Origin of the sequence: Streptomyces sp. 6-11-2, from assembly GCF_006540305.1 — a bacterium.
Taxonomy (GTDB): domain Bacteria; phylum Actinomycetota; class Actinomycetes; order Streptomycetales; family Streptomycetaceae; genus Streptomyces.
Genome location: NZ_BJOR01000001.1, coordinates 3,233,535 through 3,249,582, shown reverse-complemented (window position 1 = coordinate 3,249,582; position 16,048 = coordinate 3,233,535). Strand labels below are relative to the sequence as shown.

Sequence of the window (16,048 nt, the reverse complement as noted above, 5' to 3'; positions counted from 1 at the left end):
GCCCGCCCCGCGCACCTCCTACGGTCCCGGCGCCCCCGTTCCTACGGTTCGGGCGTCCCCGTCCGCTCCCGCGACCTGCGGCCCAGCAGCTCCGCCAGACCGCGCCGGGTCGCCGCGAGCACCACCCGGTCCTCCTTCCGCAGGACATAGGTGCCGGGCAGGTTCCACATCAGACCCGAGGCCCGGTCCGGGCGCTCGGCCGCCGCCTCCGGTGCGGCCGGATCCCGCCGTTCGTCCGTGGTCATCCCCACGTCCAGCGCCAGCACCCGCCAGTACCCCGGCCGGAAGGCCTCCGCGAGCGTCCTGCCCTCCAGCTGCGGATGCCCGCCCACGTCCACGGACGCGAACAGCAGCACCCGCCGCTCCACCGGGATCGCCCCCAGGATCTGCCGGCCGAACATCGCGCCGGCGAACGCGGGCGCGGCCAGGTGCGTCACGCTCCGGCTGCGCGTCAGGGCGTTCGGGTGCGCGGCCCGCAGGGTGCGGTACACCGCGGTGGCGAAGTCGTCGTCGTACAGCCGCAGCACCACCCGCAGGTCGGGGCGCACGGACCGCGCGTACAGCACGGCCTCCAGGTTCGTCGTGTCCGCGCTGGTCACGGCGAGCAGCGCGTGCGCGCGGTGGATCTTCGCGGCCTCCAGCACGCCCTCCTGCGTGACGTCCCCGAGCACCACCGGCACCCGCAGCCGCCGCGCCGTGGCCACTCCGCGCGCCTCCGGGTCCGACTCCACGCATACCACGGGAATGCGCAGCTCCCGCAGCCGCGTCAGCACCCGGGTGCCGATCTTGCCGAGTCCCAGCAGGACGACGTGTCCGCCGAGCCCCCGCGGCGGCCTGCGCAGCGCGGACGCCGACCGGAACGTGCCCAGCGCCTCGAGCACCGCGGCCAGCACCACGGGCAGCAGCAGCACACCCACCAGCCCGGTCAGCAGTTGCAGGAGCTGCCGTCCGACCGGTTCGCCGAGCGCGGGGTCGTCGATGGCGAACAGGTCGAGCAGCGTCAGGTACACCGCGCCCAGCGGATGGATGCCGGCCACCATCCACAACGCCACCGCGAGCGCGAACACGCACGCCAGCAGACCCGCCACCGTCCACCGCAGCCGCCGCGAGAACAGCGACGTCAGCGGCGGCACGGCCGCCGCCACCACGCGCCTGGCGGACAGCGGCTCACCGGCGGCGTACGAGACCTGCTCCAGCACCACGGTCGCCCGCCCGGTGGCCGCCCGTACCGCCGCCTCGTCCGGGAGCAGCTGCGGCCGCTGGTCGCCGCTGTCCTCGGAACCGTCCGCGCCGGCCGGGTCGCTGGTCGTCGCGGACAGCAGCGCCAGTGTGCACAGCCCGGGGTCGGCGACCTGTCCCGGCGCGGGCGGCGGCCGTTCCACCGCGCGCAGCAGCAGCCCGTCGGTCTGGACGACCTTGCTGGTGCCGACGACGGCGCTGGCGGCCAGCGCGGGCGCGGCGGTGTCGGCGTCGGACAGCACGGTCGTGGACGCGTCGGTGCCCGCCGCGTGGTCGCCGCCGACCGCCAGCGCGGCGGTCTGGTCGAGAAGCTCCTCGATGTGCTGGCCCAGCCGCCGGTTGTACAGGCGGACCACGAGCCGCAGTCGCGGGTTGAGGCGGCGGGCGGTCAGGGCGGCGCGGATGTTGGTCTCGTCGTCGTCGTACACCAGGGCCAGCGCCGCCGCCCGCTCCACGCCGGCGTCCGCGAGCACGGCCTCGGTGAGTTCGGCGGCCTCCAGCAGCCGGTTCGCACCGGCCGGTTGGCCGCTCGCGCCTCCGCCCGAGCCACCACCTGTGCCGTTGCCCGCGCCGCCGGTCCCGACTCCCGCCCGGTTCACGGCCGCGCTCACCACTCGGTCCAGCAGCGCCGACGCCGTACGGCTGCGGCCCACCACCGGTGGCCGCACCGTGCGCTCGGAGGGCGGCACGATCAGCGTCACGTGCTCGCCGTACACCCCCCGCAACTCGGCGACCAACCGGTGCGCGAGCCCGTCGTCCCCGCACACCACCATGTGCGCACCCGTGCCGTCCGGCACACCACCCTGATACGGAACGCTCCCCACGAGGGAAGAGACTGCCGTACCGGGACGCGTGGTTCCACCATCCACCCCGGCTCGCGCACGGTCACCGCGGGCCTCCTACCGGAGATCGTTCCGCGACAGAGCGCGCGGAGAGCGGTCCCGCGGGAGAATCGGAGCATGGGATTCCGTTTCGGTCGGGCAATCCCTGCGCGGGGATGGTCCGTATATACGGATGTGTCGAGAATCTGGTTCCCGGTGGGCCGGCTCCCGGATGAGGCTCTGCTGTCCGGGCTGGCGACCGGTGATCCGGAACTCGCGGTCAGTTTCGTACGCAGGTTTCAGCACCGGGTCTTCGGTGTCGCCGTCGCGGTCACCGGTGACCCCCAACTGGCGGAGGACATCTCTCAGCAGACATTCGAGCGGGCGTGGCGGCACGCGCAGATCTACGACTCGCGCCGCGGGTCGGTCACCACCTGGCTGACCACCATCGCCCACAACCTCGCAATCGACGCCGTACGGTCACGGCGTCAGGAACCGGTGGCGCCGGAGGACCTCGACGCGATCCTGGACGTCGTCAGCGACACCCCCGAGCGGCACGCGCTGGCCGACGAGGCGTCGTCCCGGCTGCGCGCCGCCGTGGCCGAGCTGCCGCGCGAACAGGGCCGTGCCCTGGTGATGGCCGGCATCTACGGCATGACCGCCCAGCAGATCGCCGACTGGGAGCACATTCCGCTGGGCACCGCCAAGACACGGGTCAGGACGGCGATGGGGAAGCTGCGCACCACCCTCGCCTCCTTCCAGTGAGGCGACCATGGCCAGTGAGATCAGCTGCGAGAAGCTTCGCGAGATCGGCGCCGAGCTCGCGCTGGGTGTCCTGCCCGGCCGCGAGCGGGCCGGTGCCGTCGCGCACCTGGAGAGGTGCGCGGACTGCCGCGAGTACATCGGACAGCTGACTCTGCTGGGCGACCGGCTGATCGGGCTCCTGCCGGGCAGCGAGCCGCCGGTCGGGTTCGAGAGCCGGGTGGCCCAGGCACTGACGCAGCGGGCGGCGCACGACGGGCGTGCGCACGCCCGGGCGCCGGGCATCCCGCGTCCGGGCGTGCTCGGCCGGATACGACCACGGGTCGCCGCCGCCGCGGGCGCGGTCCTCCTCGCCGTCGGCTTCGGCGGCTGGGCGGTCGGCACGGCGATCGAGTCCACCGTGGCCGGGCCCGCCTCGACCGCCGCCGTCGGGTCGGGCATGTTGTGGGGCGGGTTCACCTCCGCCGACGCGGCCGGAAAGCCGGCCGGCGAGGTCTACGCCCACCCCGGCTCCCCGGGCTGGATCTACATGAACATCGACCTCACCAAGACCGGTGCTCCCCACCAGGGCAAGGTCACCTGCCGGCTGGTGCGCAAGGACGGCACCACCGTCCCCGTCGGTGAGTTCACCCTGCACCACGGCCGCGGCGCCTGGGGCGGCCAGGCCCCCGTCGACCCCGCCAAGCTGGCCGGCGCGCGGGTGATCGCCCCCGACGGCACCGTCCTGGCCAGGGCCCACTTCGCCACGGGCGAGGAGAACTCCTGAGGGGTGCCGGTCAGGCTGGGCCACTGCCGGCCAACCCGGCGGGCCGGGGCTGGAAGCACTGTGCTCGGAGCCGTGACCGGTTCGGGGGGAGTGTGGGCCGGTCCGCCGGATCCCGGCTCAGCCAGCCGCCGACGACCTCGGCGAGCGCGCGCGGCAGGCGCGGGCGCGCCGCGACCGGCGGGCGGCATCCGCCCTCCGCGGACACCGGAGGTCGGGGCGCGGCACCTTGATGACGCACCGGCAGGCCCGTTCCTCGCTCCAGGAGCCCTACAGGTCGAGCCGGCCCGTGCGGGCCGGGTGCCCGAGGATCCGGTAGCCGGGGACCGGACGGATGCCCGCGGGCAGCGGCTCCACGGCCGTCTGCGTGACGGCGGTCATGACAGCACCGTGCCCTGCGACGGGGGCCCGGTGGACGAGGCCATGCTGTGCAGCCGGTGCAGCCGGGCGTACGTGCCGCCGCGCACGAACAGCTCGTCGTGGGTCCCGGACTCGGTGACCCGGCCGTGATCGAGCACCACGATCCGGGTGGCGTCACGGACCGTGAGCAGATTGTGGGAGATGACGACGGTCGTCCGGCCGGCCATGAGTCGGCGCAGCGGGTCCATGATCCGGCGGCTCGACTGCATGTCCAGGCCGGTAGTGGGCTCGTCCAGGAGAAGTACCGGCGCGTCCCTGATCATCGCGCGGGCGATGGCCAGCCGCTGGCGCTGTCCGCCGGACAGTGCCTGGCCGCGCTGGCCGACCACGGTGTCGTAACCCTCCGGGAGCAGCCGGATGAACTCGTCGGCGTCCGCGGCGCGGGCCGCCTCCACGATCTCGGCGTCGGTCGCGTCGGGCCGGCCGTAGGCGATGTTCTCCCGCACCGTGCCGTGCAGGACGAGCGTCTCCTGGAGCACCACCGCGACGTTGTCGCGCACGTCGGACAGGGCCAGTTCCCGCAGATCGGTGCCGTCGAGGCGGACAGTGCCCCGGTCGGGGTCGTAGAACCGCAGTTGCAGCTTGGCCACCGTGGACTTCCCGGCCCCGCTCACTCCGACCAGGGCCAGGGTCTCGCCGGGGTGGACGTGGAACGACACGTCGGACAGCGCCCAGCGGGACGTGTCCGGATAGCGGAAGGACACGCCGTCGAACTCGACCTCGCCGCGCGCCCGGCCGATCCGCCGGGGATCCGCGGCCTCCTGGACCTCGGACCGCTGGTCGAACAGCTCCGCTATGCGTTCGGCGGAGGCGGAGGCGGAGTAGAAGGTGGCGCCGAGATGGGACAGGTCACGGACCGGGCTGTAGAGCTTGCCGATCAGCGCCAGGAAGACCAGCAGCCCGCCCAGTGTGAGGTGCCCCTGCGCGAGCTGCCAGGTGCCGAGCGCCATGACGGCGACGCCGCCGCACACCTCGATGAGCTCCACGAGCGGCTCGTAGACCGCCCCGATCCGCGTCGAGGCCATCGCGGCGTGGAAACGGCCCAGGTTCTCCCGCTCGAAGCGGCGCTGCTCCCAGTCCTGCCGGTTGTACGCCTGCACCAGGGTCATGTTGCCCAGCGACTCCTCGGCGACCGCGCTGAGCGAGCCGCTGCGGCGCCTGCGCTCGCGCGACGCCTGCTTGATCAGCCGGGAGAAGTGGACGGCGGCGCCCAGGAACAGCGGCACGATGAAGATCGCGATGAGCGTGAGGTCCCAGCTCAGGTAGAAGAGCAGGCCGAGGAAGATGCCCAGCCGGACCACGTCGTAGAGCACGTCCACCACACCCGAGAGCAGGAACGTTTCGACGGCGTCCACGTCCCCCGTGATCCGCGACAGCACGTCCCCCAGTCGCCGCCGTTCGAAGAACCTGAGCGACAGCCCCTGGAGGTGCCGGAAGACGTCGGAGCGCAGGGCGAGCAGGAAGCGTTCACTGACGTACGCGGAGGTCACTTCGTCGGCGAAGCCCAGGATGCCGCCGATGACGATGAGTCCGACGTACGTCGGCGCGATCCAGACGAAGGGGTGGAGGTCCCGCGGGACGAGTACCTCGTCCACCATGACCTTGAAGAGCCACAGTTCGGCCGCGTCGATGACGGGCCCCGTCAGACTGAGCAGGACGAGCGGCAGAAGCCAGCGTCGGCGCCCGCTGGTGTAGGGCCAGAAACGCCGGAAGATCTCGCGCGGCGGCAGCGGCGGGGCGGCAGCCACCACGTCGTCGGCGTCCGTGCCCACGGACAGTAGACGCCTCAGGACATGCCGACGGAGCGGACCGGCTCCTTCGGGCACCGGTCCGCTCCGCTCCGTGTCGCTGTTAGTAGCGCCCACCGCGTCCGTAGCCTCCGCCACGTCCGTAGCCGCCACCGCGTCCGTAGCCTCCGCCACGTCCGTAGCCGCCACCGCGTCCGTAGCCGCCGCCGCGTCCGCCGCGTCCGCCGCGACCGCCGCGTCCGCCGCGTCCGCCGCCACCGCCGCGTTCACCGTAGTCCCGGTTCAGCGTGGGGAAGAGTGCGTTGAAGATCGCCATAATTCCTCCTGCTGGAACTTGTCTCCCAGTGGTTACGTCCGGGAGCGGGAATCGGATGGCGATTTAGGTCAAAACGGAGCAAACATCTCTGCCGGAGACCGCGCGAGGTCCCGCCGTTCGTGACGGCGGGACCTCGCGGTGCGCGGTGCGTCAGGACATGAGCACAGGCCGGTCGACCTGGTTACAGCCCGCAGGAGCCGCGGTCCAGGTGGAAGAACCGGGCGTTGGCCCAGCGGCACAGCCAGATGCCGACGGCGACGCCGGCGATGGTCACCAGGGCGGGCAGGTAGCCGGAGGCGACCTGGGTGATCGGGATCGCCGGGCAGCCGCCGGAGATCGCCCACCCCGTGCCGAACAGCACCGCGCCGGGGACCACACCTGCGTGGATGCGCCCGGGGGTCCGGCGCACCCGCAGCAGGGCGAACGCGAGCATGATGATCACGACGGCGCCCGCGAAGGACAGGAACATCCGCAGGTCCTGGAAGGTGAACATGCGGTTCAGCTCGGCGTAGTCGCCGAAGCCGATGTTGGAGACGGTGAAGCCGAGGGCCAGCCCGGTGATGATGTTGGCCAGCAGAATCGCGCCCCGGGTACGCATCAGATCACCTTCCACAGGAGGAACGACACCCCGACGGCGGTGCCGAAGAACACGGCGGTCGCGACGATGCTGACCGGGCGCAGCCGGCCGCAGCCGTTCAGTCCGTGGCCGGAGCTGCACCCGCCGGCCAGCCGGGTGCCGAAGCCGACCAGCACGCCGCCCAGGAACAGCAGGACGACCATGGTGATCGGATCGCCGGTGACCAGGTCCCGGAAGCCCGGACCCATGTCGTAGCGGAGCTCGAACCGCCCGGACGCGAGCGAGGCGATCAGCCCGCCCACGAAGATCGACACCAGCAGGGCGGCCTGGGTGAACAGCGGGGCGGGGCGCTGACTCGTGACCGAGGAACCCTCTGCCGCCGCGGGTTCGACGTCCGGCGCCGGCGGCTGCGGCACCGGCGGCGTGTACGGGGCGTACGGGTCCGCGTGCGAGGCCTGAGGGCTCGCGTACGGGGACTGGGACTCCGCGTACGAGGCCGGTGCTCCGGGCAGGGTTCCGAAGTGCTCGGCGGTGGCCGCGGCGAGCGCTTCGGCGAGTGCCTGATCGTCGGCGAACTCGTCGTCCATCTGCTCGAGACGGCGTTCGCTGCGCCAGTGCAGCACACGGTCCCAGGCCGACGACACCCCGAAGGAACGATCGGTGGTGAGGGTGTAGTTGACGGTGACCAGAGCGAGGCCGACCGCGCCCGCCCACCAGGGCCAGTAGTTCATGCCGGACCTCTCATCCAGTCGGCGATCCGACCCAGCAAACCGCGCTTCGCGCCGGGCGCCTGCGCCGTGTGCCGAGCGGGGCGGTGCGAGGAGTGGGGAGTCGGTGTGTGAGGTGACGGTTGGTGAGACGGGACCGGTGCCGGGTGCGGTGCCGGGGGCGGCGCCGCACCGAACCAGGCCGTGCTCTCCAGTTGTTCGGGACCAGGTGACGCCGGCTCAGGCGGTCCGGCGGGTACCGGACGGGACCACGCGTCGGGCTGCGGCTGCGGAGCCTGACGGGGTGCCTGCGTGGGGTTGGTCGCGCTGGACCGGTTGGCACCGGACGTGCCTTCGAGGTGCCGCGCGATCGCTCCGTTGGGCAGCAGGCTGATCGGCACGCGCTCGCCGGTGAGCGACAACTGGTAGCGGGCACAGTCGTGCCACTGGTCCGCACTGTCGCAGTAGTAGTCGCGCCAACCCTGCAAGCTCGCCCTGAGCAGGGGGAAAAGCGGGCATCCCACGGCGTGCGAGCAACCCACGTTGCTCCCTCCTGACCGGCGCGCACCGTCCGTTCACAAGGGGGCGGTCGCCGTTTCCTGGTTCTTGTCCTTGCCGCGCCCGCTCGACGATCTCAATACGTCGGGGGAATATCGGCACAGAGCCGTATTGTGACTGCCAGTCACCGCGTTCAGCCGTGATGGAACCACTTTCCCGGTGCCCCGGGCAACCCGATCGAGTTTTCCGGTCGAACCACTTGACATTGCTCAGTGAGCTGCGCCACGTGAAAGATCTGTTCGCCTACCCCTGATGTCCGGATATTTGCCGGCCGACAGCGGGGCCTTTGATCGCGATTAGGTCTCATGATCCCGTCCAGTACGGGCCTGAGTCGGTGGTTTGTGGAGAGGGTGCGAATGTTCGACCGGGTTGTGGCGAGAGCGTGAATATTGCAGATCAGCCCGCCGTGCGGCAACACGGAGATCATCACCGCTTACTGAATGCGTACCCTTCCGAACCGTTCACCTGAATCCGGCCGAAGCCCCGGACGGGAGAATTCGACACCCGCGGCACTTTCCCGACCATCGAATTCTCCCGCGCCACCACAGGAGATCACCCAACTGAACACGGATACGCGGACCGAACCCGTGCCCCATGGACACCAATTCCCTCCCGCGCCACTTGATGAACAGCTGCCACTCCCGCAGGCCCGCCACCGTGGCTCGTGACTGCCCGGTTTCAGCCGGCCGCGCGGAGGCGGTTCGCGGGTCGGCAGTCCCGGCAGCGTCCGGGCTCCGGTGCGCGGAACACCCGCTCGCAGCCGTCACAGGTCTGGAAGGGCAGGACGGCCGGGAGACGCTCCGCGGGCGGCGTGAGCGGGGGCGGGGCCGGCAGAGGGGTCTCCCGCAGGCGGAAGGCGAGGATGCCTGCGGGACGAGTGAGGAAGCGGTCGGGCAGCCGTGTGGTCAGCAGTTCGATGATCTGGCGCGCCCCGACGCCCGCCGCGAGCCACTGGGCAACGGCCGGTGCCAGGCGGGCGGCTTCCTGCTCGGACAGGACCAGGCGCGGATCGGCCCGGCGCAGTGCGGTGAGTACGGCGACTGCCTGCGGGTCGGCGTCGGCGAGCCGGGGCTGGTGCTGGGGCTCCGTCCTGGCCCGTGCGGGTGCGGGGGACGCCGTGGTTTCCGTGGCCGCGGAAGCGGGCGCGGCTTCGGTCTCCGCCACGGGGGCCTGCGTCCGGGGGTGACGGGGCTTCGGCGGCTGGGGCGGCTGACCGTCCGGGCCACCGTCCGGACCGCCGCACGGAACGTCGTAGAAGTACGTCCGCGTACGGACGTGACCACCGGGTCCGCGCTCGCGGCGGCGCTCCAGGTAGCCGAGCCGCTCAAGCTCCCGCAAGGCCCGCGAGATCAGGATCTCGCCCTCGGTGAAGTGCTCGCACAGGGCGGCGATGGTCACGGGTGAGCCGTCGGGCAGGGAGAGGATGTAGACCGCCACGCCGATCGTGACCGCGCTGCCGCGTTGCTGCACGAGGGCGTTGGAGATGACAGTGAAGTCGGCGGTGAGCCGGGTGCGGACGTGGATCACACCGGAGGTCGGAGTACCGGCGTCGGCGCGCAGGCGCGCGTTAGACTGCGGATCAGCCATCGGGAAGGGTTCACTTCCTGATCGGTCAGGCCCTCGATCGGGATTGCCGTCCCGGCCGGGGGCCGTCGTCTGTGTGCGGTTGTTGCGGCGAACGTAACCGTCCGTATCCCGCCCTCGCAAGCTGGCCACCCGGACGGGTGACGTGGGCCGGGAGGGTGGGTGGGCGGGTAGTTCTTTCCCTGGTTCTTCAAGGAGGTCAGCGGCCCACCGGACCCTCGCGGACAAGGATCCGGCGGACCCGGAAGACGGCCACCGACCAGGGCCCGGTCGGCTCAGACGCGGTGACGGCCGGCCTTCAACTGGCCTATGAAGGCTGCCCAGGAGCCGGCCTCGAAGGTCAGAGCGGGACCGTGCGGGACCTTGCTGTCACGGACGGGCACGGCGCCGGGGAACCTGTCCGCCACCTCCACGCAGTTGCCGCCCTCCTGATTGCTGTAGCTGCTCTTGCGCCACGCGGCGCCGTTCAGATCGGGACGGGACCTTCGCTCCACGGTGGTTGCCCTCCATCACGGATCGGATCATGTCGAGCGACATGAGCGGGGGCAGAGCTGCTGCCCGTAGCCGATCGTAGGTCAGCGTGAAACTCCTGACCTCGGCCGAATCCTCGATGAGCTGGCCGTAGTGCGCGCCTTCGGTGTAGGCGACTTCGGACTCGTCCGGCATGGTCAGTACCGTCAGTGAGCCGCCCATCGCATCGTGCTCGCCTTGGTCGAACGGCAATACCTGCACGGTGACATGGGATTCCGATGCGACCTCAAGCAGTCGCTCCAACTGCTCGCGCATGACGGTCTGGCCACCGACGGGACGCCTCAGTACCGCTTCGTCGAGGATGACCCACATCTCAGGCCGACCGGGAGCGCTGAGGCGTTCCTGCCGTTCCAGGCGGGCGGTGATCCGCTCTTCCAGCTGTTCCTGATTGTTCAGCGTCCGGCCGACGCTCAGCACCGCTCGCGCGTACGTCTCGGTCTGCAACAAGCCGGGCACCACGTGGGCCGCGTACTCCCTGATGGACACCGCCCGCTCCGAGTGCGTCATGAACGCCCGCGACCAGTCCGGAAACCTCCCGATACACGTACGGCCACAGCTCGACCAACAGGTTGTCCGCCCCGAGTGCGGCGTCGAGCGCGCGGGCCAGCCGCAGCGTCGGTTTCGCCCCCGACGCGCGCTCGATCTGCGTGATCCGGGAGCTCACCACATGTGTCCTGGCGCCGAGTTCGGCCTGGGTCAGTCCGGCCGCCTACGGAGTCTGCGTACCCGTGAACCGAACAGCGCAGCCATGGACGTACTGGAGTCAATTCCGTTGGCCAAGGCGTTACTTCCGTTCCTTACGAGGTGAAAGGTAAGGCTGCGCCACCTTTCGAGCGTAGGGCCGCCGGACGACTCTTGAGCACGGAACGTAATGACTCGTGCACTTGGCGGGAAGGCAGACAGGCCGTGCTGACAGGAACGACCCCACCGGGGAGAGGGCGTGGCGCCCGACTACCGCCACTTCACCGCGCAGTTCGCCTCCACGCCCCGGGGCGCGAGGGTGGCCCGGCGACTTGCCGTGCGGCGCATGGAGGAGTGGGGGTACCCGCCGGCGTCGGACGCGTCGCGCACGATCGCGCTCGTCGTCGGCGAACTCGCGGCGAACGCCGTGCGACACGGCCGGGTCCCCGGCCACGGCTTCGCCCTGAGTCTCGCCCTCGACACGAAGACCGACGTGATCCGCGTCGAAGTGGCGGACGCCGCCTCGGCCAAACGCCCACCGGTGACCGCCCCTTCGGCCCACCCCGACGGGGAGTCGGGGCGCGGTCTGCTCCTGGTGGACGCCCTGGCCGTGCGCTGGGGCTGGACACCGAGGGACCCCGTGGGCAAGACGGTCTGGGCGGAGGTGTCGTGCGGTTGCTAGCTTCGGCTACGGATCACCGACATCGGCAGCGTTCGGCCCCCTGAACTGGGGTCCGTGCAGACCCTGGAGACACCGGGTCGACCGGCTCGGTCGCAAGCCGCTCACCCTGCATTCGCCGGCAGGCGGGCCTTCCCGTGTTGGCGGGGGCGGGCGGCGGCCGCGTGCGAACGCCCGCTGATCTTGCCGCACTTCGGATGCCATATTCTCCATGGGCGAGCGGTGCCGGGGGGTACCGCTCATGGTCTCTCAGGGGGGAGTCACCGTGCTCGTACTGTCATGCCTTCTTGTTCTCGCCGCCGTGGTGATGTACTTCGTCGCCCGTGCCCAAGACTCGCTCCGGCTTCGGCTGGGTGCCGGCGCCGCGCTGCTCGGCAGCGTGCTCTGTGGCATCGCCAGCACTGTGTACGTCGTCAGCGCCTACGAGGTCGGCGTGCCGGTGACGTTCGGCAGAGTGGGTGCGCCGATGACGTCCGGGATGCATCTGAAGGCGCCGTTCACCGATGTCACGCCCTTCTCGACCCGTCCGGTCGACCTCAACCTCTCCGACAAGGACGTCGTCGAGGTGCGGTCCTCCCAGGGGGGTGTGATGTACGCGGAGGTGACCGTGAAGTGGGCGGTCATACCGAACAAGGCGGGGGAGCTGTACCGGCTTGCAGGGAGCGAGGACGCCATTCAGCAGCGACTGGTCTTCCCGGACAGCCGCGAGATCGTCCGGAACGTCTTCGCCCGCTACACCAGCGAGCAGGGGTACGCCTCGGCCCGAGAAAAGATCAATGCGGAGATCGACAAGTTGATCAAGGAGCGACTCGCGCCCCGCGGTATCGACATCACCGCCGTGAACCTGCGCAACGTCAGGCCTTCGGACGCCCTCCAGAAGCAGATCGACCGCAAGATCCAGCAGAAGGAGGCCACCGAGCGGGCCACTGAGGCAACCCGCACGGCGGAAGAGGAGGCCAAGCGCCGCAAGATCGAGGCCGAGGGCATCGCCCGCGCCAACAAGATCCTCAACGACTCCCTGACCGACAGGGTTCTGACGAACCAGTGCATCGACGCGTACAGGGAAGCGGCCAAGGAGAACCCGGTCTACGCCGTGCCCTGCGGCTCGGGCAACGGCACCCCGGTCATCGTGGGCGGCAGCGGCCGGAACTGATTTCTCTTGCGGGCCGAGCCGGCGCATCGTGCTCGGCCCGCACGAGCACGCCGGGTGAACCCTGTTCCTGTACAAACGCTCAGAGGCCCATTCACGATCACGTGAATGGGCCTCTGGCCTGTGTCGGGGTGGCGGGATTTGAACCCACGACCTCTTCGTCCCGAACGCGATAAGAGTCCGTGCGACCTGGATTCGGGAGTGCTGACCTGCGGGTTCGTCGTCTGCCACTGTCCATGCCAGTCCGAGGCGGTCTTGGTGCGGCCGCTTCGGTTGGCCCCCTGTTTGGCCCCCGCCCGTGGAGCTCTCGGCCATCGTGCCGGCCAACGCCGGCGGCCCCTTCTTCGACTACCTGGTCGGGGGGAATGAGGCGGGCATTGCCGGTCGGGTGCTCAGCTTCCTCGCAGAACTCGATGACGACAAGCGCGACGGGGTCGCCGAACTGATCGGCGGCGCCTTGGACGTCATTGGCAGCGCCGGGTACTTCGGAAACTTGTGGTTGCGTGACGCCGAGACCACTGCCTGGCATGTCTTGCTCGCCAGCCACCGGAAGCACGACACAGGCGAGGCCCGTGAGCGGTTCCTTGCGGCATGGAGGAGTGCCTAGTGATCGTGTCCTCGTAGACCCAATCTGAAGAGGCCCCGCTGGGAAGGCCAGTGGGGCCTACGATCAACCTGCAACGCCCCTGATCCGTAGGCGCGTGCACGGCTCCCTCGCCTCCACGCGACCGAGACCGTAGGCGCGAATAGCCGGTGGTCCACGTAGCCCGACGTCCGGGGAGATGCGTGGACGTTGATGTCGTCCGTTGATGTCACGGTCCAGTTGCCAGGCGAGCTGCGGCACCGGAACTCTCCCGTTTGCGCTTCGCTGCGGTACTCAGCCGCGACCGATCATCTACCTGTGGTTGTGCGCGTCGTGGTGACAGTGTTCGTTGCGTTTGATGGTGGTGGGGTCGGTGGCGGTGTGGGTGGTGGTGTCACCGCCTCCGGTGACGGTGGCGGTGTTCGTGACGTGGCGTCTTGCGTGGCAGGAGATCTTGACCTTGAGGGTGATGGGCGGGTAACTGCTGCTTGCTGCCTGGAGGTCGCTGCGGTTGCAGGTGAGGGTGGTTCGGCTGCAGTTCCATCCGGTGCCGGTAATGCTGCGGGCGGTGAGTCCTGGCGGGAGGGTGTCGTGCACGGTGACGGCGCTGCTGTCGGTGGGGCCAGGTCCGGTGTTGCTGACGGTGATGGTGTAGGTCGCCTGTTTACCCTGGATGAATTTCCCGGTGTGGGTTTTGGTGATGGCCAGGGTGGGCGGTGGCAGCGTGTAGGAGATGATCACTTGGCCGTTGTTGTTCGCCGTCCCGATCGTGGACAGCGCAAAGGACGTGCCGGTGCCCGACGGGGTCGCGAAGCTGCTGCCCCCACCGCCTCCGCCCCCGCCCGCCGAGGTGCCGCGCAAGTTGACGGCGCCGCTGCCGCCGCCCCCGCCGGCGAAGTACCCACCTCCACCGCCCCCGCCGGCCCCGGTGGTGGGGGCGGCGCAGCCCCCGTCGATGCGGCCCCCGGTGCCGCCGGTACCGACTGTGGTACCGGAGAACCCGCCTCCCGGCCCACCGGTGGTGGCGGTACAAGGCGGGGCGGAGCCGGCGCCCCCGGGGGGACCCCCGGTGCTGGTGCTGGTGCTGCCACCGCCCCCGCCCTGCCCCGGCGAAGCCCCGGGGCCGGTGGCGCTTCCTGCGGTCCCGCCGGTGGCATCCGGCGTTGTCCCGCCGTTGCCTCCGTTCCCTCCCATGGAGCCCTGTCCGGTGCCGCCGGCGGCACCGCCGCCCCCGGCGACCACGAGCAAGGAGCCACCCGTACTGACGCTGGACGCCCCACCCCCACCCGGGCCTTCCGCCTGAAAACCACTGACCGTGATGCCCCCGCCTGGGCCACCGCCGTTGAACCCGCCGGCACCCCCCGTCGCGGTGCCGTTGCAGCCTTTGCCGCCGGTCCCGCCGACGTTGACGGTGAACGTTGTCGGGGCGGTGGTCTGCGGGAGGGTGGTCACCACCCGCGCCCCCGACCCGCCCGTCCCCGTGACGGAGCAGGGGGTGCCGGTGTTGTCGGCGCCACCGGCGCCGTCCGCGGTGATCGTCACCGTCGCATCCGCCGGAACCGTCACGGTCTGCGAGGCGCCGGTGAAGACGAAGGTCTGCGACGGATCAGTCCCCGGCGCCCGCACCGGTGCGGCGGCTGCGGGGGTCGGTGCGATGCTGGACAACGCCATGCACAGTCCCGCTACCACCCCTGCCTGCCACCTCTCACGAGTGCCGACGCCCGTCCGGGCTTGGCCTCGTCTCACCCCCACTACAGAGAGGGGTTCCTTCGGGGAGCGATGCCTGATCACCGGTGTCTCCTGACTTCCTGGCCTGAGGTGAGGCGTCTTTCCGCCGTGCGGCAGCGCGGCCGGTACAACCATCGATCACTCATTGTTAATGCGTGATTACCTGACAGGTTCGGATCTGGTGACGTGTCATCCGGGTCGGGGTTCGAGCGGCTCGGGCTCCACCCGAATGGCTGACGCCAGGTCAAGGCGGTTCAGTCCGGTGCGGTTATGGAGGTCATCCGGCTCGATCGGCTCTCCCGCTCCGTGCTGCATCTGGTGACCTTCGGCGCCGACCTGCGCGAGCGCGGGTTCGGGCTGCACGTCATCGAGCAGGGCATCGACACCTCCACGATGGAGAGCCGGGCTGGCCGAGCTCCAGCGTGAACTGATCCGTAGGCGCGTTCGCCCCAGACACACGGGCAACGAACGCGTGGAACCCTTCCGCGCCCGCATCCACGAGGCGGAAGGCCACAAGCTCCGTGACCGGCTCGCCGAATGGGCGGCACAGGCACGCGGCTTCGTGCTCGGCGCCTGGCCGGAGATGCCCGACGGGGTCACCGACCGCCCCGCCGACGTGTGGGAACCGCTGCTGGCCATCGCGGACGCCGTCGGCGGCCAGTGGCCCGAGCGCGCCCGCGAAGCGTGCGTGAAGCTCGTCAGGGCCGCGCAGACCACCGACAAACACAGCCTCGGAATCCGGCTGTTGACCGACCTGCGCGACCACGTCCTGATCGGCGTGGACAAGCTACCCACCATCGCCATCCTCGACCGGCTCAACGCCCTCGACGACGCCCCGTGGGCCGACCTCGACGGCAAGCCCCTCGACAACCGGCGCCTGGCCCGGATGCTCGGCGAGTACATGACCGCCGACAACACCCCCATCAAGTCCCGCAACATCCGCACGGCCGGCGGAGTCCTCAAGGGCTTCCACGCGGAGGATCTGGCGGACGCGTGGGCGCGCTACTGCCCGCCCCCTCCCCAGGACTCCGCTACATCCGCTACACCGCTACAGCCCAGCTCAGAGCCCCTGAATCTGTAGCGGCACCGATGCGTGTAGCGGCTACGCCCGCCACCCCGTAGCGCATGCGTAGCCGCTACACGCCTCCCCTCCGCTACAAAAACACCCCCGCTGACCTGCGATGTAGCGCTGTAGCGGATG

The 16,048-nt window shown here is 70.6% G+C and carries 13 protein-coding genes and 3 pseudogenes; 7 read left to right on the top strand and 9 right to left on the bottom strand.

Annotated elements, in window-relative coordinates; all coding sequences use genetic code 11:
- Positions 1 to 41 precede the first annotated feature (41 nt).
- Complete coding sequence (locus TNCT6_RS13980; protein ID WP_141366400.1) at positions 42 to 2,012, bottom strand: NAD-binding protein; 1,971 nt, start codon at positions 2,010 to 2,012, stop codon at positions 42 to 44.
- 243 nt (positions 2,013 to 2,255) lie between these two features.
- On the opposite strand from TNCT6_RS13980, the gene TNCT6_RS13975 reads away from it, so the two are divergent.
- Both TNCT6_RS13975 and TNCT6_RS13970 read left to right on the top strand, forming a co-directional pair.
- The gene (locus TNCT6_RS13975; protein ID WP_141359684.1) at positions 2,256 to 2,825 is read left to right on the top strand and encodes an RNA polymerase sigma factor; all 570 of its coding nucleotides are present in this window, start codon (positions 2,256 to 2,258) and stop codon (positions 2,823 to 2,825) included.
- A gap of 7 nt (positions 2,826 to 2,832) precedes the next feature.
- Complete coding sequence (locus TNCT6_RS13970) at positions 2,833 to 3,588, top strand: hypothetical protein (RefSeq protein WP_141359683.1); 756 nt, start codon at positions 2,833 to 2,835, stop codon at positions 3,586 to 3,588.
- Positions 3,589 to 3,962: 374 nt separating this feature from the next.
- Here TNCT6_RS13970 and TNCT6_RS13965 read toward each other — a convergent pair whose 3' ends face one another.
- The 7 genes and pseudogenes from TNCT6_RS13965 to TNCT6_RS40830 all read right to left on the bottom strand — a co-directional run.
- Positions 3,963 to 5,777: an ABC transporter ATP-binding protein gene (locus tag TNCT6_RS13965; RefSeq protein ID WP_253266100.1), complete on the bottom strand. Its 1,815-nt coding sequence runs from the start codon at positions 5,775 to 5,777 to the stop codon at positions 3,963 to 3,965.
- 473 nt (positions 5,778 to 6,250) lie between these two features.
- Positions 6,251 to 6,667 carry a YeeE/YedE thiosulfate transporter family protein gene (locus TNCT6_RS13955; protein WP_141359682.1) on the bottom strand — a complete coding sequence of 139 codons (417 nt, stop codon included), beginning with the start codon at positions 6,665 to 6,667 and terminating at the stop codon, positions 6,251 to 6,253.
- A complete protein-coding gene (locus TNCT6_RS13950) occupies positions 6,667 to 7,377 on the bottom strand; it encodes a YeeE/YedE family protein (protein ID WP_141359681.1) in 711 nt (236 codons plus the stop codon). The genes TNCT6_RS13955 and TNCT6_RS13950 overlap by 1 nt, the downstream gene beginning before the upstream one ends.
- 1,212 nt (positions 7,378 to 8,589) lie before the next feature.
- Positions 8,590 to 9,498 carry a hypothetical protein gene (locus TNCT6_RS13945; protein ID WP_141359680.1) on the bottom strand — a complete coding sequence of 303 codons (909 nt, stop codon included), beginning with the start codon at positions 9,496 to 9,498 and terminating at the stop codon, positions 8,590 to 8,592.
- A 272-nt stretch (positions 9,499 to 9,770) separates the two neighbouring features.
- Positions 9,771 to 9,989, bottom strand: a complete 219-nt coding sequence (locus TNCT6_RS40840; protein ID WP_141359679.1) for a DUF397 domain-containing protein — start codon at positions 9,987 to 9,989, stop codon at positions 9,771 to 9,773.
- A 34-nt stretch (positions 9,990 to 10,023) separates the two neighbouring features.
- A pseudogene (locus tag TNCT6_RS40835) lies at positions 10,024 to 10,533 on the bottom strand (DUF5753 domain-containing protein); the annotation flags it as partial.
- 109 nt (positions 10,534 to 10,642) lie between these two features.
- Positions 10,643 to 10,690: pseudogene (locus TNCT6_RS40830) on the bottom strand (hypothetical protein); the annotation flags it as partial.
- A 276-nt stretch (positions 10,691 to 10,966) separates the two neighbouring features.
- Here TNCT6_RS40830 and TNCT6_RS13930 point away from each other — a divergent pair.
- The 3 genes from TNCT6_RS13930 to TNCT6_RS13920 all read left to right on the top strand — a co-directional run bounded on the left by TNCT6_RS13930 (position 10,967) and on the right by TNCT6_RS13920 (position 13,143).
- On the top strand, positions 10,967 to 11,389 hold the full coding sequence (locus TNCT6_RS13930) for an ATP-binding protein (protein ID WP_141359678.1): 423 nt from the start codon (positions 10,967 to 10,969) through the stop codon (positions 11,387 to 11,389).
- A gap of 262 nt (positions 11,390 to 11,651) precedes the next feature.
- Positions 11,652 to 12,539 (top strand): prohibitin family protein, encoded by an 888-nt coding sequence (locus tag TNCT6_RS13925; protein WP_141359677.1) that lies wholly within the window; start codon positions 11,652 to 11,654, stop codon positions 12,537 to 12,539.
- Positions 12,540 to 12,834: 295 nt separating this feature from the next.
- The gene (locus TNCT6_RS13920; protein ID WP_141359676.1) at positions 12,835 to 13,143 is read left to right on the top strand and encodes a hypothetical protein; all 309 of its coding nucleotides are present in this window, start codon (positions 12,835 to 12,837) and stop codon (positions 13,141 to 13,143) included.
- A 288-nt stretch (positions 13,144 to 13,431) separates the two neighbouring features.
- Here TNCT6_RS13920 and TNCT6_RS40825 read toward each other — a convergent pair whose 3' ends face one another.
- Complete coding sequence (locus TNCT6_RS40825) at positions 13,432 to 14,790, bottom strand: DUF11 domain-containing protein (RefSeq protein WP_141359675.1); 1,359 nt, start codon at positions 14,788 to 14,790, stop codon at positions 13,432 to 13,434.
- A gap of 327 nt (positions 14,791 to 15,117) precedes the next feature.
- On the opposite strand from TNCT6_RS40825, the gene TNCT6_RS13910 reads away from it, so the two are divergent.
- Together TNCT6_RS13910 and TNCT6_RS13905 are read left to right on the top strand one after the other, a co-directional pair.
- Positions 15,118 to 15,273: a recombinase family protein gene (locus TNCT6_RS13910; RefSeq protein ID WP_141359674.1), complete on the top strand. Its 156-nt coding sequence runs from the start codon at positions 15,118 to 15,120 to the stop codon at positions 15,271 to 15,273.
- Positions 15,248 to 15,928 (top strand): annotated as a pseudogene (locus TNCT6_RS13905) (DUF3631 domain-containing protein); the annotation flags it as partial. The gene TNCT6_RS13910 and the pseudogene TNCT6_RS13905, both read left to right, overlap by 26 nt.
- Positions 15,929 to 16,048: the final 120 nt, after the last annotated feature.